General features: G+C 73.6%; 17 protein-coding genes, 1 tRNA gene and 1 pseudogene. 9 read left to right on the top strand and 10 right to left on the bottom strand.

The genetic code is table 11. The features are described 5' to 3' along the window. Positions 1-29 precede the first annotated feature (29 nt). Both ACGFMM_RS22515 and ACGFMM_RS22510 read left to right on the top strand, forming a co-directional pair. Positions 30-629 carry a TetR/AcrR family transcriptional regulator gene (locus ACGFMM_RS22515; protein WP_393648186.1) on the top strand — a complete coding sequence of 200 codons (600 nt, stop codon included), beginning with the start codon at positions 30-32 and terminating at the stop codon, positions 627-629. 234 nt (positions 630-863) lie between these two features. Beyond that, a complete protein-coding gene (locus ACGFMM_RS22510) occupies positions 864-1,421 on the top strand; it encodes a heme-binding protein (RefSeq protein WP_393648185.1) in 558 nt (185 codons plus the stop codon). A 133-nt stretch (positions 1,422-1,554) separates the two neighbouring features. Here the strand turns inward: ACGFMM_RS22510 and ACGFMM_RS22505 are convergent, their stop codons facing one another. Continuing rightward, positions 1,555-1,821, bottom strand: coding sequence for a hypothetical protein (locus ACGFMM_RS22505; RefSeq protein WP_393648184.1), 267 nt, complete (start codon positions 1,819-1,821; stop codon positions 1,555-1,557). Between the two features lie 109 nt (positions 1,822-1,930). Beyond that, positions 1,931-2,548, bottom strand: a complete 618-nt coding sequence (locus ACGFMM_RS22500; protein WP_393648183.1) for a hypothetical protein — start codon at positions 2,546-2,548, stop codon at positions 1,931-1,933. 160 nt (positions 2,549-2,708) lie between these two features. On the opposite strand from ACGFMM_RS22500, the gene ACGFMM_RS22495 reads away from it, so the two are divergent. Next, on the top strand, positions 2,709-3,473 hold the full coding sequence (locus ACGFMM_RS22495) for a beta-glucanase (protein ID WP_393648182.1): 765 nt from the start codon (positions 2,709-2,711) through the stop codon (positions 3,471-3,473). On the opposite strand, the gene ACGFMM_RS22490 is transcribed toward ACGFMM_RS22495, so the two are convergent. Further along, positions 3,406-3,999, bottom strand: coding sequence for a DUF2867 domain-containing protein (locus ACGFMM_RS22490; protein WP_393648181.1), 594 nt, complete (start codon positions 3,997-3,999; stop codon positions 3,406-3,408). The two genes, ACGFMM_RS22495 and ACGFMM_RS22490, sit on opposite strands and share 68 nt — an antisense overlap. A 155-nt stretch (positions 4,000-4,154) precedes the next feature. Between ACGFMM_RS22490 and ACGFMM_RS22485 the strand changes: the two genes are divergently transcribed. Further along, positions 4,155-4,898 (top strand): SDR family oxidoreductase, encoded by a 744-nt coding sequence (locus ACGFMM_RS22485; protein ID WP_393648180.1) that lies wholly within the window; start codon positions 4,155-4,157, stop codon positions 4,896-4,898. Here the strand turns inward: ACGFMM_RS22485 and ACGFMM_RS22480 are convergent. Both ACGFMM_RS22480 and ACGFMM_RS22475 read right to left on the bottom strand, forming a co-directional pair. Continuing rightward, the gene (locus tag ACGFMM_RS22480) at positions 4,891-7,275 is read right to left on the bottom strand and encodes a hypothetical protein (protein WP_393648179.1); all 2,385 of its coding nucleotides are present in this window, start codon (positions 7,273-7,275) and stop codon (positions 4,891-4,893) included. The two genes, ACGFMM_RS22485 and ACGFMM_RS22480, sit on opposite strands and share 8 nt — an antisense overlap. 2 nt (positions 7,276-7,277) lie before the next feature. Then, a tRNA-Pro gene (locus ACGFMM_RS22475) sits at positions 7,278-7,349 on the bottom strand. Positions 7,350-7,496: 147 nt separating this feature from the next. Between ACGFMM_RS22475 and ACGFMM_RS22470 the strand changes: the two genes are divergently transcribed. From ACGFMM_RS22470 to ACGFMM_RS22455, 4 genes are all read left to right on the top strand, one after another. Beyond that, the gene (locus tag ACGFMM_RS22470) at positions 7,497-7,772 is read left to right on the top strand and encodes an isoamylase early set domain-containing protein (protein ID WP_393648178.1); all 276 of its coding nucleotides are present in this window, start codon (positions 7,497-7,499) and stop codon (positions 7,770-7,772) included. Positions 7,773-7,833: 61 nt separating this feature from the next. Beyond that, positions 7,834-8,358, top strand: coding sequence for a PadR family transcriptional regulator (locus ACGFMM_RS22465; protein ID WP_393648177.1), 525 nt, complete (start codon positions 7,834-7,836; stop codon positions 8,356-8,358). A gap of 121 nt (positions 8,359-8,479) precedes the next feature. Next, positions 8,480-9,682 carry a DUF2306 domain-containing protein gene (locus ACGFMM_RS22460; RefSeq protein ID WP_393648176.1) on the top strand — a complete coding sequence of 401 codons (1,203 nt, stop codon included), beginning with the start codon at positions 8,480-8,482 and terminating at the stop codon, positions 9,680-9,682. After that, a complete protein-coding gene (locus tag ACGFMM_RS22455) occupies positions 9,679-10,665 on the top strand; it encodes a hypothetical protein (RefSeq protein WP_393648175.1) in 987 nt (328 codons plus the stop codon). Before ACGFMM_RS22460 ends, ACGFMM_RS22455 begins: the two co-directional genes overlap by 4 nt. A gap of 4 nt (positions 10,666-10,669) precedes the next feature. Here ACGFMM_RS22455 and ACGFMM_RS22450 read toward each other — a convergent pair whose 3' ends face one another. The 3 genes and pseudogenes from ACGFMM_RS22450 to ACGFMM_RS22440 form a co-directional block, all read right to left on the bottom strand. Next, positions 10,670-11,194, bottom strand: a complete 525-nt coding sequence (locus tag ACGFMM_RS22450) for a VOC family protein (protein WP_393648174.1) — start codon at positions 11,192-11,194, stop codon at positions 10,670-10,672. Positions 11,195-11,349: 155 nt separating this feature from the next. Further along, positions 11,350-11,976: pseudogene (locus tag ACGFMM_RS22445) on the bottom strand (lysophospholipid acyltransferase family protein); the annotation flags it as partial. Between the two features lie 167 nt (positions 11,977-12,143). After that, positions 12,144-13,244 (bottom strand): NADAR family protein, encoded by a 1,101-nt coding sequence (locus ACGFMM_RS22440; RefSeq protein WP_393648173.1) that lies wholly within the window; start codon positions 13,242-13,244, stop codon positions 12,144-12,146. A gap of 127 nt (positions 13,245-13,371) precedes the next feature. On the opposite strand from ACGFMM_RS22440, the gene ACGFMM_RS22435 reads away from it, so the two are divergent. Then, entirely contained in the window at positions 13,372-13,797 is a 426-nt protein-coding gene (locus ACGFMM_RS22435; protein ID WP_393648172.1) for a nuclear transport factor 2 family protein, read from the top strand. Between the two features lie 4 nt (positions 13,798-13,801). On the opposite strand, the gene ACGFMM_RS22430 is transcribed toward ACGFMM_RS22435, so the two are convergent. Both ACGFMM_RS22430 and ACGFMM_RS22425 read right to left on the bottom strand, forming a co-directional pair. Further along, positions 13,802-14,443 (bottom strand): DUF305 domain-containing protein, encoded by a 642-nt coding sequence (locus ACGFMM_RS22430; RefSeq protein WP_393648171.1) that lies wholly within the window; start codon positions 14,441-14,443, stop codon positions 13,802-13,804. Positions 14,444-14,566: 123 nt separating this feature from the next. Continuing rightward, on the bottom strand, positions 14,567-15,040 hold the full coding sequence (locus tag ACGFMM_RS22425; RefSeq protein ID WP_393648170.1) for a DUF6153 family protein: 474 nt from the start codon (positions 15,038-15,040) through the stop codon (positions 14,567-14,569). Positions 15,041-15,069 lie beyond the last annotated feature (29 nt).

Here is a 15,069-nt window from a genome sequence, read left to right as displayed (position 1 = left end):
CGGCAGGCGCCGGGGACAGGAGCGACACCATGGCCACGGCCCGCACCCCGCGCCGCAGGTGGATCGAGGAGGGCATGCGCGCGCTGTCCGCCGGCGGTCCCGACGCTGTCCGCGTCGAGACCCTGGCACAGACCCTCGGCGTCACCAAAGGCGGCTTCTACGGGTACTTCCGTAACCGGGGCGCACTGCTCACCGAGATCCTCGACACCTGGGAGCGCGAGGTCACCGAGGACGTGATCGAACGGGTCGAGGCCGGCGGGGGAGAGGCCCGGGAAAAGCTGATCCGGCTCTTCACCATCGCCAACGCCGGCACCACTGAGGGAGCCGACTCCGCTGAGGATGCCGGTTCAGCCGAGAGCCCGATGACCGGGCTGCCCGCCGAACTCGCCGTCCGTGACTGGGCCCGGCGCGACGAGGACGTGGCGGAACGCCTCCGCCGCGTCGACAACCGCCGCATCGCGTACATGCGCACGCTGTTCGGCGCGTTCTGCCCCGACGAGGCGGAGGTCGAGGCCCGCTGTCTGATCGCCTTCTCGCTGCGCATCGGCAACCACTTCATCGCCGCCGACCACGGCCCCCGCAGCCGCGCCCAGGTCCTCGACCTCACGAGGAAGTGGCTCCTCGGCTAGCGCCGGGCGTCGCGCGATACCGCCTGTGACCTGCGGGAACGTCGCGCGTGTCATCCGATCGGCTGACCTCTGGGTCCGCCGGCCCGCGTGCGTGCAGCCGCCGGGCCGACCGGGCGGGGCCGAGGGCGGGCCCAGGATGGATGACAGAGCGGGACGGCACGACAGCCTCCCGGTCTCCGGCCCCGGGAGACACCTGAGGCGGGACGTACCGACGACCGCGAGGAGTCAGCGACCATGAAGAAGATCTCGATGCGGACCCGAGTCCTGACCGGCGGCCTGACCCTGGCCGCGCTCGGCGCCGGCGCCTTCGGCGCCGTGTCCGCGAACGCCGCCACCCCGGCCGCCGCGCCTGCCGCTGCCGTCGCCAAGGCGGACGCCGCCGCCGGCAACACCGCGCAGAGCACGCACCTGACGATCGAGGCCGCCACCGAGGCCGCGCAGGCCGCCCTCGACGCCGCCGAGAAGGAGAACCAGCGGGTCTCCGTCGCGGTCGTCGACCGCAACGGCAACACCATCGTGACCCTGCGCGGCGACGGCGCCGGCCCGCAGTCCTACGAGTCCGCCGAGAAGAAGGCGTACACCGCCGTCTCCTGGAACGCCACGACGTCCACCCTCGCCGGCCGCCTCGCCCAGGCGCCGAACCTGAAGGACATCCCCGGCACCCTGTTCCTGGCCGGCGGCGCCCCGGTCACCGCCAACGGCGCGCCCATCGCGGGCATCGGCGTGGCCGGCGCCCCGTCCGGCGACCTGGACGAGAAGTTCGCCCAGGCCGGTGTCGCGACCCTCGACTGACGCCACGTACGCAGAAGGGCAGCCCTCGCGGCCCGACTCGTGGCACACTCCCGGAAGAGCCTGGTGTCCCCCGTTCACCGGGCTCCCCCGCAAGGCCCCACCGGCCTCCCCCGTCCGGTGGGGCCGCCCCCTTTTATCTGCCCGTGACCGTGACGCGCAGTGTGTACGGCCGGCCGGTGCTGATGGCCTCAGCCTGTTCGCGCAGGTCGTTCCAGGTGAACCCGAGCAGGGCGCGGTCGGCGGCGTCCTTCAGCGCAGGCAGGATCTCGTGCGGCGGCCGCCCGCGGTGCGAGGCGGCGAGCTCCGCGAACGCCTGCTGATAGGGGACACCGTGCCCGGCCGCGTCGCCGTCGGCCAGCAGACGGTTGAGGTGCTGCCGGTTCACACTGATCCTGCCCATGACCGCTCCCTACGCCGGTGGGCCGACACCACACCGGCCCTGCACCAACGACGTTACGAGGGGGGTCTGACAGTCCCTTTCCGCCAGGCCTCTCCGTCAGGCCGTTCCGTCAGGCCTGTCCGCCGTACTGCACCGGCCCCGTGCCGAAGGGCGGCAGGGCCTTGAAGCCGTCGTGCAGGCCGAGGCCCGGTGTGAGGCGCGCCAGGGTCGCGCGGACGCGGGTCAGGGGGTGCTGGGGGAACTGCGGGTCCCAGTGCTCGTGATCGCCCATGTGGTACGGCAGGCCGCCGGTCGTGTCCGCGCCGTACGGGTGCGGGGCGAAGTAGCGGTCCGGTCCCATCTGCGCCATGACCATGGCCTCGCGCATCCCGGTCGGTTGGCCCTCCGCCGCCTGGACTTTCACCACCGTGCTGCAGGTGGCTCGCGGCACCGTCCAGGAGCCGAGGAACACCTGCCCCTGGCCGTTCGGGCGGGGGACCTTGATCAGCTGACGGACCGCCGGCATCGTGTCCACCTCGCCGATCACCGCCTCGATGAGGCCGCCGCCGGCGCGGGTGGCCAGCCCGGCGAGGCCGTGCTGCAGCCGCTGCGGCTCGGCGAGGGTGGCGGGCAGGTCGGGGACGAGGTCGAAGAAGTGGATCGACAGCACGAGCCCGTGGTCGTCGGTCCACACTCCCGCCTCCCGCTCGGTGAAGCCGGTGAGGTCCATGTGCGTGATCGGAGTCATGGCCCCATGTTCGCCATGAACGCGTCGAACGCCGAATCGAGGGGGAGTTGGCGACCTCACGCCATCGAGTGACGGATCGGTGTAGCCGCTGCGGACGGGGGCAGGACTTTCGTGACCAGTGGATCATCACTGGACGAAACGCACGCACGGGGGTACCACCATGTCATCGTCTCTCCCGACCGCCGAGCCGGTCTTCACCGCCGACTTCACGTCCACGGAGCAGTGGGTCGCCGGCCGTTCCTGGGCCTATCCCGACGGCGGCCCGGTCAACCCCGGCGACAACAAACTCGACCATCTGACCGCCGATCCGGACTACAGCCGCTCGGGGGTGTTCCGGGCGACACGACGCCGCGACGGCCTGTGGGACGCGGGACTTCTGACGACCGAGGGCAGCACCGAGGGCTTCCAGGTGCGCACGGGCGACATCCTGGAGGCCCGGGTCCGCCTCCCCGAGGAGCTCGGGGCCTGGCCCGCGATCTGGACCTGGCGGGACGGCGGCCAGGAGATCGACGTCTTCGAGTACCACCCCGACAACCCCGACCTGTTGGAGCTCTCCAACCATGTGCGCGGCGGCTCCCACTACCACCGCGACCCCGGAATCCGTCCCGGCGGCTGGGTACGGCTGCGCACGGAGTTCGGGGCCGGCGCGGTGGTGTGGTCGGTCGACGGCGTGACGGTCCACTCCGACGGCCGCGGCGTCGGCCGCTCCTGGCACGCCTACCTGATCGTCAACCTCTCGGTCTGCGCCGGCCGTTACCACCCGAAGCCGGACCGGGGGACCAAAGAGATGTCGTACGAGGTCCGGGATCTGCGGGTGTTCCGCGGGGCGAGATCACGGCCGGCGGGATCGGAGGCGGCTACGGTCGCGATTCCCGCTCCCGCCACGCCCGCTCCCACTTCCGGGTCAGCGCCGGATAGACGATGAGGTACCTGAAGGGGGCGATGGCGGCCATGTAGACGCGGCCGAAGCGTCCGTTGGGCTTGACCAGCACGGCCATCCGCAGCTCGTGGTCGCCTTCGTCGCTCGGGGCCCAGCCGAGGTGCATGACGGTGTGGACGGTCTTGTTCGCCAGCTCGCGTGCGCACTCGTGGGAGAGCTCGTAGACGGGCTTGAGGGGCATCGCCGGGTCGTCCGGCCCGCGGGGTGCGGCCAGAAGATCGTCCGGGAGCCGGTCGCGCAGCGAGGCGACCCGCCGTCCGACGCCCGCGTCCGCACGGTCCCAGCCCAGCAGCGCGCCGAGCTTCCACCGCACGGCGAACAGGAAACGGACGGGAAGGGGCTGTTGGGTGAGTCCGCCGGCGGCGCGCATGGCGGCCAGCATCACGGGAAAGTCGTCGGGCCCGGCACCCGGGCACCGGTAGGACCAGACGTCCTCGACCGTGAAGTCGCGGGTGAGGTCGTGGATGCGCCAGGGGAGTTCGGTGTAGGCGGTCGCTGTACGTCGGGACACGGGCGGTCATCTCCTCGTCCAGAACATCTATACGCTGCCGTATATGCGTCGCGACTCACGCTAGCGGATGCCACCTTCGGACAGCACGGGAGGGTCATGTAGAACGAAGGGGCGCTCCGGACTGGATCGCCCACCTGCGAAGGGACCGGCACACCATGACGACCATCCTGGTCACCGGCGGCACCGGAACACTCGGCCGACACGTCGTGGAACGGCTGCGGCAAGACGGCGGGAACGAGGTGCGGGTTCTCAGCCGCAGCTCCCGGCCGTACGCGGTCGACCTGCGCAAGGGCGGCGCCGAGTTGGACGCGGCCGTCGCCGGCGTCGACACGATCGTGCACTGCGCCAGCTCGCCGGGCGGCGGCGACGAGCAGGCGGCGCGGAACCTCGTCGCGGCGGCCCGGCGGGCCGGCGTGCGGCACCTGGTGTACATCTCGATCGTCGGCGTGGACCGGGTGCCGCTCGGCTACTACCAGGCCAAGCTGGCCGTCGAGCGGCAGATCGAGGAGTCGGGCCTCGGCTGGACGGTGCTGCGGGCGACCCAGTTCCACGACCTGCTCGTCCGGTTGTTCCAGGCCATGGCGAAGCTCCCGGTGATGCTCGTCCCCGCAGGCGTCTCCGACCAGCCCGTGGACGCCTCCGAGGTGGCCGCCCGCCTGGCCGAACTGGCCCTGGCCGCACCGGCCGGCCGGGTCGAGGACCTGGGAGGCCCCGAGGTACGGCCCCTCGACGACCTCGCCCGGTCCTATCTCCGGGCCACCGCCCGCCGCCGCCCCCTGATCCGCGTCCCCCTGGCAGGCAAGGCGTACCGGGGCTTCCGCTCCGGCGGCCACCTCGCCCCCGAACACCGCGTGGGCAAGGGCACCTTCGACGACGACCTCGCGGCCCGCTTCAGTTAGGCGGACCGGGGCTACCCGACCCCGCCAGCAGCCAGTGGCGGCCGGTCGTCCAGCCGAGGAAACGGCGGGCGCGGCCGTCGAGCGCCGAGCCGTCCGGCTCGAAGCAGCCGCCCGCCGCCACCAGGCGCAGGCCCGCCAGAGCAGGGGCGAGGCGGGCGGCCGCGTGGGCGGGGTGGCGGGACGCCTCGGCGTCAAGGGCGGCCAGGGACCGCGCCTGGGTCTCCGCGTCGCACAGCGACAACGCGAAGAGCATCTGCCGCCAGGCGTACGCCGCGTCCTTGACGGTCGACAGCGGACGCGGGAGGCCCTGCAGACGGGTCGTCAGGCGGCAGACCGCGGTGAAGCAGCGCAGGGCCAGACCGTCCCAGCCCTCAGGACCGGGACCGATGCCCACGCGGTGGACCAGCGTGGACAGGTTGTGCGTGGTCAGGATCTGCCCCTGCTCGATGATCATGCCGTTGCCGGCCACCGACCAGTCGCGTGAGCCGGCGTCCTGGCCGGCGCGCACCGTGCACAGCGCGGCAAAGTCAGGCGAGACGTGCGGCGTGCGCGTGCGCATCGCGTTCCGGCCGGCCTCCGCCACGGCCGTGTTGCGCAGGGCCGTGTAGTCGATGCCGTAGTACCGCTCGTACAGCGTGCCGCGCAGCAGTTCGGCCGCGAGGCGCGCGGCATGGAGGTACTTGGCGCTGAACGTGCCCATGAAGATGTCCGCCGCCAGCTCCTCAACCAGCGGCGCCCCGAGGTCCGCCTGCCGGGCGAGGACGGAGAGTTCGCGGACCAGCGGGTTCGGCAGGATCGTCCCCGGGAAGCCGCGCACCGCCGTCTCGCCCAGCTCGCGCAGCGCCTCCACGGTGCCGTCCGCGCCGCCGCCGTCCGCGCTGCCGCGCGCGGCAGCGACGGCGCGCACCCACGGAAGCTCCTCGATGCGGACCTGCCGCTCCAGGTTCAGCAGGAGCAGCGAGCGCCGGTTGCGGAACGCCCCGTAGTGCGCGGTCATGAGCGTCCTCAGTGCCCCGTCCGGGTACGCACGGGCCGTCGTCACCGCGACCAGCTGCGGCACCAGCTCCGCCAGCACCTCGGCGGACGGCACCACGCCCCGTTCGACCAGCGTGGCGAGCGGCGCGCTGAGCGTGGCCTCGACCGTCCGGCGCACCGCCTTCGGCAGCGCCGTCCCCGCCGGTACGCCCGACTCCTCGGCCTCCCGCACGGTCACCTCCGCGACGAGCGGGCCGAGGTCCTCGGCGCCGGAGCCCTGCGGCAGCGCGGCGAGCCGCCCCGCCACGACCTTCGCGACGGCGTCGTGCGCGGGGAGCGCCGCCTGCGCGGCCTGCGCCCGGCGCAGCACACCGAGCCGCTCCGAGCCCGGCAGCCCGCGCCGGCGCACCATCGCCTCCACCGCCGTACGCACCAGGCCCAGCCGGCGCGGCTCCAGCGGCCGCCCCGCCGCGCACTCCACCAGCGCCGCGACCAGGATGCCCGTGTTGCCCTTGGGATCCCGGTGCTTGCGGCAGTGGGTGTGCGACGCGGCCAGGTAGCGGTAGCGCAGCAGCAACGTGGCGCCGCGCGCGTACCAGTCCGCATCCGGGACCCGCTCGAACACGCGGCCGTCGCCGGCGGCCTCAAGCCAGTGGGCGAGGAGTTCGTCGGCGAACGGGTTCCAGACCGTCAGCGCCTCCCGCTGCGTCTCCACGGCCTCGTTCGGCGCCCGGCGCTCCAGCGTCCCGCGCGCCTCCCCGACCGTCCGGCGGTGCACCGCCCCCGCGTCGCCCCCGCCGTCGCCCGCGCGGGCGACGGCCGGACGCGGCAGGAACCGCAGCGTGTCCGCGTACGGCGCCAGCTCCTCGACCAGCTCGACCGCAGCCGCGACCTCGCCCGCCCGCACCAGCCACGCCACCGTCAGCAGCGCGGCCTCCTCCGGCACGGTCACCTCGTAGCCGCCGCTGTCGAGCAGCGCCCCGAGCGCGTCCAGACCGGGTTCCGTCAGGCCGTACGCGAACAGTGCCCCGCGCGTCGCCAGGACCCCGAACTGCCGCGCGTACTCCTCCTCGTACGGCTGGACCGGACCTCCCGCGCCCGCCGTGCCGGTGGCGAAGCCGCCGCGCACCACCTCGGGCGTCACCCACGAGGGCAGCCCGGCCACCGGAGTCCGCGAGCCGATCGTCAGCCGGCCCTCGGCGATCCCGGTCAGCACGGCGCGCCAGCGCCGGCCGCGCTCGGCCGCCCGCTCACGGGTACCGGGGTCGGGGTGGAGCACGGCGGTGGCAAGCGCCTTCGCCAACTGGTCCGCCGCATAGGAAGGCGCCGCAGAGGAAGGCGCCACGGAGGCGCGGACCTCGGATCCGGACTCGGAATGCTGCTGCTCAGCGTCGTCGTTCATAGCCGACGTGGCGGGTTCCGCCCCCGCGCCCTCCGGGTCCCTAGCCCGGTGCTCTGCTGCTGAGCTACACGTCGATGTCCCCGGACCCTAGGGCCACCGCCGCGGCCGGCTCAACCGGAATTCCGCGCCGCCGTCGGCCGTGTCGGCGTCCCGCTCGGGCGTCCGGGGAGCAGGATGGGCCCACGTTTCCCGTCCGTCGAGTCGACAGGAGTCGCACCGGCATGCTCGAACGCAAACACCGGAAGAACCGGACCGAGATCACCTTCGTCCTCCCCGCCGACGTCCCGCCCGGCCCCGTCAGCGTCGTCGGCGACTTCAACGACTGGGACCCGTATGCGCACCCGCTGCGCGCCCGCGAGGACGAGACCCGTGCCGTGACGGTCGCCCTGCCCCGCAGGAGCAGCATCTCCTTCCGCTATCTCGCGGCGGGCGACTACTGGTTCAACGACGAGTCCGCCGACGCACAGGACGGCCCCAACAGCCGGGTGGACACCTGACCGTCGCACCCGGAATTCCCCACCGGGAATCCCCGGCCGGGAGGCGCGATACGGTCCCGGCATGGCTGAAGTCCGGTTGACCACACCCTCGTACCTCGTCCTCGGCATCGTCGACAAGCTGGGCGAGGCCACTCCGTACGACGTGAAGGGGGAGGCCGCCCGGACCGTCGCGCCGTTCTGGTCGATGCCGCACGCGCAGGTGTACGCGCAGTGCGACCGGCTGCTCGAAGCCGGGCTGCTGTCCGAGACACGCCAGCCCGGCGGGCGGAACCGTCGCCTGATGAAGCTCACCGACGCCGGCCGCGGCGAGCTGAAAGCCTGGCTCGACGACGCCTCCTTCGTCCCCGTCGAGGCACGCGAGCGCGGCATCCTCAAGCTCTGGTTCGGTGCGGACCCGGACACCCTCGCCCCCGTGCAGCTCGACGAGCACCGTCGCACCCTCGCCGAGTACGAGGGCCTCGCGGAGAGCGTGGGGGACCTGCTGACGGACGGGCAGCGGGGCGCGCTGGAGTTCGGCATCCGCTACGAGCGGATGATGGTCGACTTCTGGCAGTGGGCCCGGCGCACCGAGCCCGGCGACGCCTGAGCTTCCCCAACCTCACTTTGTTACCGACCGGTTGACCGGGACGGTCCACCCCTCTACCGTCTCGATAGTCCAGGATGGACTGTCCAGAAGAGACCATGGGTGACCGAGCGGGGGACTGCGCGTGGACCGACCGAGCCGGCTCGGAGGGGTGTCCTGGCGGCGCGTCGCCACCGTGACCGTCGTGGCCATGTGCCTCGGCTACGCGCCGATCGCGATGACCGAACTCTGGCCCTACGCACGGCCGGGCGCGCCCGCCATCGGCGAGTGGCTGCTCGGCAGGGCCGTGTCCCCGCAGTACGTGGCCGACGCGCTCGCGACGCGCATCGAACCGTACCGGCGCAGCCTCGTCCCGATGATCCTGCACTCGGTCCTGGGCGGGATGTTGATGCTGCTGGGGCCGGTGCAGTTGCTGACGGCGGTCCGCCGCCGGGTCCGCCTGCACCGGACGTTCGGCGTCGTGTACGCGCTCACGGTGTACGCGTCCATGGCCGGCGCGGCGGTCTATCTCGCCCGGACCGCGCCCCCCGAAGCCTTCGACGGGGAGTCGTTCTGGCTGGTCCTCGCCACGATCCTCGTCGGCACCACGCTCAGCGTGACGTTCGGCGTCCTCGCCGCCCTCGGCCGCCTGCCCGACCTGCACCAGCGGTGGATGCTGCTCTGCTACGGCTACCTCATGACGGCCCCGCTGCTGCGCCTGGAGTGGGGCGCACTGCCCTGGATCCTGCCGGACGGGCTGCCGATGGAGGACGTCAACCGGGTCGCGGTCATGCACCTCGGCTCCGTCGTGGTCTTCGGCGCGCTGCTCGCCTCGCGCTCCCTGGACCGGCGGGACTCACTGCCCTCGCAGGGCGGTACCTGGGCGCCGTGGCCGGTCCTCGCCGTCGCGCACGCGGCGGGCGCGGCGGCGCTGGTCCTGCTGGGACGGTCGTTCCTGGAGCACGGCGCAGAGGGACGGCGGCTGCTCGTCGCGTTCCTGCTGCCGTACGCGGCGACCTGGGCCGTCATGGTGTGGCGGCAGCACGCCGCGGGCCGGGACGGGCGGCCCTGGGCGCTCGAGGAGTGGCGGCTGCACCTGACCGCGCTCTGCCTCGCCCCGGTGTTCTCGGCGGCCGCGACCGTGTGCTTCGAGCGGTACATGCGCCTCGACGCGCTCACCGCGCTCTCCGCCGGCGTCGGCATCGGCTGCGGTGTCCTGGCCTTCGCCGCGACGACGGCGGTCAGCCTGCGCGTGCTGTACGCCCGCGAGGTGGTGCGCCGGGCCGCCCCCAAGCGCGACGGCGCACGTCCGGCCGAGTCCCGGCGCGAGGGAGTGGGGACGAAGTGAGCGACGAGACCAGGGAGGCAGCAGAGCCGAAGGGCACGGGGGTGCTGAAGGGCACGGAGGTGCCTTCGGCTCCACAAGTGCCGGGCGGCGGCGGGCGGGAGCTGACCGCCGGCCTGACCGTACTGTCCGCCGTCGTCGCCGTCGTGTCGCTGCTGACGGGCGGTCTGATGGCGGCGGTGAGCCTGACGGACCACGTGTTCGGCGCGTGGACCTCGCCGGAGGCGCTGACGCCCGGGCTGATCGGCGCAGGCATGGCCGGTGTGGCACCCGGGCTGTTCGCGGTCGGCCGGGCGCGGGCGTGGGAGGAGGTCCGCACGCTGGTCGTCCCCACCGTGATCGTCCTCGTCGGCCTCTTCGCCGTGACCGTCCTCAACGCCGGCGAACTCCAGGCGGCCGTGGGCGGCTCGCTGTTCCTGGTCCTGTTCAGCCTCGGCTGGGTCGTCGTGCTCGCGCTACTGGCCTCGGCTGCCGTGGTCTGTGTCCTCCTGCAGTACCGCCGGCCGGCCGCGCCCCGCGCGGCGGCGACCGTGCCCATGCCGGGGTGGAGCAAGCCGTTCCTGGCCGTGCTCGGCTCGGGCTGGCTCGGCATCGGCGCGGGCCTGCTCTTCCTGCCGGGTTTCTGGGCGGAGTTCGTCCCCTGGACCGTGGGCCGCGCCGACGCCCAGGGCCTCGGGGTGTGGGGCCTGGCCCTCGGCGCCGGCGTCCTCGGCTCCCTGGCCGAGGACGACCTCGCCCGCGTACGCCCGGCGCTGATCGCCGTCCCGGGCGTGGCGGTGGCCGCGGCCCTGGTGCTCGCCGCCCATGCGTCGGAGGTCGACTGGTCGTCGGGCCCGGGCCTCTGCCTGGTCGCGCTCCTGACCGGCCTGCTCTCCACCGGCCTGAGCGGCGAGTGGATCCGCCGGCGCGCGACGACGGCGCACAGCCGGCAGGATCCGGCGGAAGCCGAGGGCCCGTCCAGCGGATCAGGACCGGACGGACCCTAGGACCCTAGGACGCCGGCCGACGCGGCGGACTGGCGATGCCCTGCCGGCGGCCGCCGAGTTCGGCGTCGAGGGTCTCCTGCGCCACGCGCATCGACTCCGCGTACACCGGCTCGGACAGACGCTTCCAGGCGACGTCCGGATCGACGTCCTCGGTGCGGGCGGTGACCCACCAGATGTTGCCGAACGGGTCGCGGACCCGGCCGCCGCGGTCGCCCCACGCGCTGTCGGCGACCTCGGTGACGACCGTGGCGCCGTGCGCGACGGCGGCGGCCACGGCGGCATCCGCGTCGGGGACGTAGACGCGGAGCAGCGAGGGCATCCGCGGCCAGTCGGGGCGCCGGTCGAAGGCGAGCACGACGGTGTCGCCGACGCGGATCTCGCCGTGCCCGATGGAACCGTCCTCGACCGGCACCCGCACGAGCTCCTCGCCGCCGAACGCGGCGGTGACGAAGTCGAGCAGAGCGCCGGTGTCGTCGGTGACGACCCACGGAGCGACGCTGGTGTAACCCTCGGGTGCGGTGCGGTTCATGACCGTCCTTCCTGCCGTTCGACGGGGACGGTACGACCGTAGGACGGAAGTAGGGCAGATCCTGACCTGGAAGGGGAGGAAGCGCTCGGACGGACGAGATGGTCGCAGCAGGACACGTGCCCCTCCCCGCACATCGGCAGGCGCGCCCGCCGATGCGCGGCCGACTGCCAGGCCGTGGTGACGGCCTGACGGGCGAGCCGGGTCGCGGCGGCGGCGTCCGGCGGCAGGTGCGCCGGAGTGCCGAGGTGCACGTGCAGCCGGGGGCGGCGCAGGGGCGCGGTGAGCAGTCCGGCCAGCTGCTTGGCGGTGCTGCCCGACGTGATGCGGCGCGCTCCGGCCTGCCCGAGCGGGACCAGCGGCACCCCGGCGGCGGCCGCCAGCCGGGCGGGGCCGGTGCGGAACTCCTCCGGCGGCGCGTCCGCGGAGTCCGGCCGGTCGGGGATGCGGCCCTCGCCGTACACCAGCACATGACGCCCGGCGCGCAGCGCCGCCTCCGCCTCCGCGAGCGCGTCGGCGGCGCGGGCCGTGCCGCGGTGCACGGGCACGTACCCCTCGCGCGTCAGGGCCCGGCCGAGCAACGGGATCCGCCACAGGCCGGCCGCGCACAGCACCACCGGCTCCGCACCCATGCGGCGCAGCGCGGCGAGCACCACCGCCGGGTCGGCGAGGCTGGTGTGGTTGGCGACGATGACCGCGCCGCCCTCGGGCAGCCGCGGAATGTCCGCGGAGACGGTGAGCCGGCCCACGACGGGGACGAGGGCGGCGGCGAGGCGACTGAGCACGTGGATCACTCCTGGCTGGTCCGTGACGTGCCTCCATCGTCGGCCGCCCGGCCCCGCACCGCCTGGGTGCGCGTACTCAACTGCCGCCGCCCGCCCGTCCCATGACGCCTGAGTACCTGCCCCCGGGGAAGCCGGCGCGGGCGGTCACGACCCGCTGTGCACGGCGGTCACGACCTGCTGTGCAAACCCGCCCTGGTGAGTTCGAGCAGCCGACCCATCCAGTTGCGGGCGGCGCCGTGGGAGCCCCAGAAGTCCGAGAACGGGGCGCCGTAGAGCAGCGTGGCGTCGTCCGTCGCCAGCAGGATCGCCGCCAGGTCCGGGTGCTGGTCGTACTTGGCGTGCAGCAGGCGCGTCATGACGGCGAGGCGCTGCCGCTCCCAGCCGTCCCGCCGCGGGGCCTCGGCCGCCAGCCGTTCGGCCGCCGACGGGCTGCCCGCCGCGGCGACCGCGTCGTGGTCCGCCGGATCGGCGACCGACCGGGCCCAGTAGGCGTGGGCCACCGTCGGGTACGTGACGCCGTCGACGACGATGGGGGCGGGGTACTCGTTGAACAGCGCCTGGGTCCCCGGGTTGTCCCGGTGCCGGATCGGGTACGACTGGCGCAGCTGGATGGCCGGAGCGTGCGGGGTGTCCGGGCCGTCGGCCGGGACGCGGGAGTCCGCTTCCGCGATCCACCGGGCGCGGTCCTCGAAGTAGTCGATCGCCTTGTCGTACGCCGCCTGCGCGACGGGCTCGTACGGGAAGTTCGGCGTCCGGCCGCCCGGCCCCGCGACGAGGACCTGGAGGGGGAAGTCCTTGCGGTCCATGTCGCCCAGCGCGTACCGGCGCCGGGTCTCCGGGATCGCCAGGTACGCCTCGCGGGCGGCGGCCCGGTTCTCCTCCGTGCGGTCGGCGAGGAAGACGTCCACCGCCGCGAGGCAGCGGCCGGTCGAGTCGGGGCGGCCGTTGAGCCGGTCAATGGTGTCCCGGACCTCGGCCATCAACAGGTCGGGGGTGAACCAGCTTCTCGGCTCGGCGAACTTCCACCCCGCCAGGTCGTGCGCGGACGCCTGTCCGCCCTCGGGCAGTTCGGTGGCGATCCGGCCGCTGCGGAGCTGGTCGTGGAACTCGTCGAGGGCGACCAGTCCCCAGCAGTCGACCAGCCCGTCGGCGTAGATGAACAGGTCGGTGAGGAAGTAGTTGTCGCCGTTGCGGATGAACGCGGGCCGCCAGGTCCCGGGTATGCGGACGCCGTCCGCGTCGCGGTGGATGAGCCGTTTGCCGATCATGGCGGGGATTGTGCCGTACGGCGGCTGCGCGCCGCCTCCCCATTCAGCCCTTGTCAGGCCCCGCGCGGCCCATCTACCCTGCATCGCACCTATTCAATTTGTTGGGTAAGTCCAGCGAGGGGTTCCCATGCATCCGTTCCGCACCGCGGTCGAGGACCGCGACGCCGCCGCCATCGAGGCGCTGCTCGCCGACGACGTCGTCTTCACCAGCCCGGTGGCGTTCAAGCCCTACGCGGGCAAGGCGATCACCGCGGCCATCATCCGCGGTGTCATGCGCGTCTTCGAGGACTTCACGTACGAGCGCGAGATCGCGAACCCGGACGGCCGCGACCATGCGTTCGTCTTCACGGCCACCGTCGCCGGCCGGCAGATCCAGGGCTGCGACTTCCTGCACTTCGACGACGAGGGCCGGATCGACGACTTCACCGTCATGGTCCGCCCGCTCTCCGCCGCCCAGGCGCTCTCCGAGGCCATGGGTGCCCAGTTCGAACAGATCGCCCGCGAAGCGGCGGAGACGGGACCGCGTGCTGCGGCCCCGTCCCCGCTCGGCTAGCAGGTCAGGACCTGCCGAGCAGCTTGTTCATCTGGGCGATCTCGGCCGACTGCGACGTGATGATCGCCTCCGCCATCTTCTTGGCCCCGGGGAAGGCGCCCTGCGCCTGCTCCGTCTTCGCCATCGCCACGGCGCCCTCGTGGTGCTTGATCATCAGCTCCATGAAGGACGTGTCGAAGGCCTTGCCCGAGGCCGCCTTCAGCCGGTCCATCTCCGCCACGGTCATCATGCCGCCGCCGTGGGCGGAGTGATCCGCGGCCCCCGCGGCGGGCACCTGCTCGCCCCACGAGGTCAGCCAGCCCGAGAGCGTCCTGATCTCGGGGTCCTGGGCCTTCCTGATGTCCGCGGCCAGCTTCTTCACGGCCGGCGACTCGGCGCGGGTGGGCGCGAGGTCGGCCATCTCCACGGCCTGGCGGTGGTGGGGGATCATCCCCTGCGCGAAGGCGACGTCGGCCGCGTTCCGGCCGCCCTGGGTGGCGGCGGCCGGCGTGGACGGGGAGGAACTGGCGGCGCCGTGGCCGCTGTCGTTGTGGCCGCCCGCGGCGTCGGTGTCGCCGTTCCCTCCGCAGGCGGCGAGGACGAGGGCGGCGGCGCCGGCCGCGACGACGGCGGCGGCACGACGGACGTGGGAACGCTTGCTGATCATGATGGTGCAACTCCTTGCCGCGCGACCGGGCCACCGGCCTGCGCGCAGTACGGATTCACGGTTGAAGAGACGCCTCGGAGCACGGCCTGTCGCCGGAGGGCGAGGCAGGCCGCGCGGGCGGCTCTAGATCCGCAGGAGTTGCAGTTCGGCGAGGTCGGGCGGCGCGCGCCCGCTCACGGTGGACGCCGGCGGTGTGCCGACGGCGGCGGCTGTCACGGGGAGGTCCGCGAGGGCCGCGGCCAGGGCCGGAGGAGAGTACGGGGCACTGACGCCTGCGGCAGAACAGGTCGCGTCCGCGTGCTGCAGATGACCGCCGCTGCCCGGACTGTGCGAGCAGCTCAGGGTCTCGTCGGTCGCGTGACGCGCCTCAGACGGCTGTGCGGCGCCGTGATGCCCCGCCGCAGCCTGATGACCGTGGTGACCCGGCCCGGACGGCTGACCGGCCTGGACCGTGTCCGTCGCCCCCTGCCGCACCGCGCCCTGCGCGGGCGACAGGGCGTGCATGCCGAGCAGCCCGGCGAGCACGACCAGCACCAGCAGCACGAGGCCGCGCCCGGCGGGGCGGGGGCGGCTCGTCGGCCGGGCGGTGAGGATCATGGCGCCATCGTACGGGGGACCGGTCGCCG

Origin of the sequence: Streptomyces sp. NPDC048604, assembly GCF_043199435.1 — a bacterium.
Lineage (GTDB): Bacteria > Actinomycetota > Actinomycetes > Streptomycetales > Streptomycetaceae > Streptomyces.
This window is presented reverse-complemented; position numbering and strand designations above follow the sequence as displayed.

Excerpts from the sequence above, each read along its gene's own strand:
- ACGFMM_RS22470 (WP_393648178.1), top strand. The coding sequence starts at position 7,497 with ATGCTCGAACGCAAACACCGGAAGAACCGGACCGAGATCACCTTCGTC.
- ACGFMM_RS22440 (WP_393648173.1), bottom strand. The coding sequence starts at position 13,244 with ATGATCGGCAAACGGCTCATCCACCGCGACGCGGACGGCGTCCGCATA.
- ACGFMM_RS22500 (WP_393648183.1), bottom strand. The coding sequence starts at position 2,548 with ATGACTCCGATCACGCACATGGACCTCACCGGCTTCACCGAGCGGGAG.
- ACGFMM_RS22505 (WP_393648184.1), bottom strand. The coding sequence starts at position 1,821 with ATGGGCAGGATCAGTGTGAACCGGCAGCACCTCAACCGTCTGCTGGCC.
- ACGFMM_RS22465 (WP_393648177.1), top strand. The coding sequence starts at position 7,834 with ATGGCTGAAGTCCGGTTGACCACACCCTCGTACCTCGTCCTCGGCATC.
- ACGFMM_RS22515 (WP_393648186.1), top strand. The coding sequence starts at position 30 with ATGGCCACGGCCCGCACCCCGCGCCGCAGGTGGATCGAGGAGGGCATG.
- ACGFMM_RS22485 (WP_393648180.1), top strand. The coding sequence starts at position 4,155 with ATGACGACCATCCTGGTCACCGGCGGCACCGGAACACTCGGCCGACAC.
- ACGFMM_RS22495 (WP_393648182.1), top strand. The coding sequence starts at position 2,709 with ATGTCATCGTCTCTCCCGACCGCCGAGCCGGTCTTCACCGCCGACTTC.
- ACGFMM_RS22425 (WP_393648170.1), bottom strand. The coding sequence starts at position 15,040 with ATGATCCTCACCGCCCGGCCGACGAGCCGCCCCCGCCCCGCCGGGCGC.
- ACGFMM_RS22480 (WP_393648179.1), bottom strand. The coding sequence starts at position 7,275 with ATGAACGACGACGCTGAGCAGCAGCATTCCGAGTCCGGATCCGAGGTC.
- ACGFMM_RS22430 (WP_393648171.1), bottom strand. The coding sequence starts at position 14,443 with ATGATCAGCAAGCGTTCCCACGTCCGTCGTGCCGCCGCCGTCGTCGCG.
- ACGFMM_RS22510 (WP_393648185.1), top strand. The coding sequence starts at position 864 with ATGAAGAAGATCTCGATGCGGACCCGAGTCCTGACCGGCGGCCTGACC.
- ACGFMM_RS22435 (WP_393648172.1), top strand. The coding sequence starts at position 13,372 with ATGCATCCGTTCCGCACCGCGGTCGAGGACCGCGACGCCGCCGCCATC.
- ACGFMM_RS22450 (WP_393648174.1), bottom strand. The coding sequence starts at position 11,194 with ATGAACCGCACCGCACCCGAGGGTTACACCAGCGTCGCTCCGTGGGTC.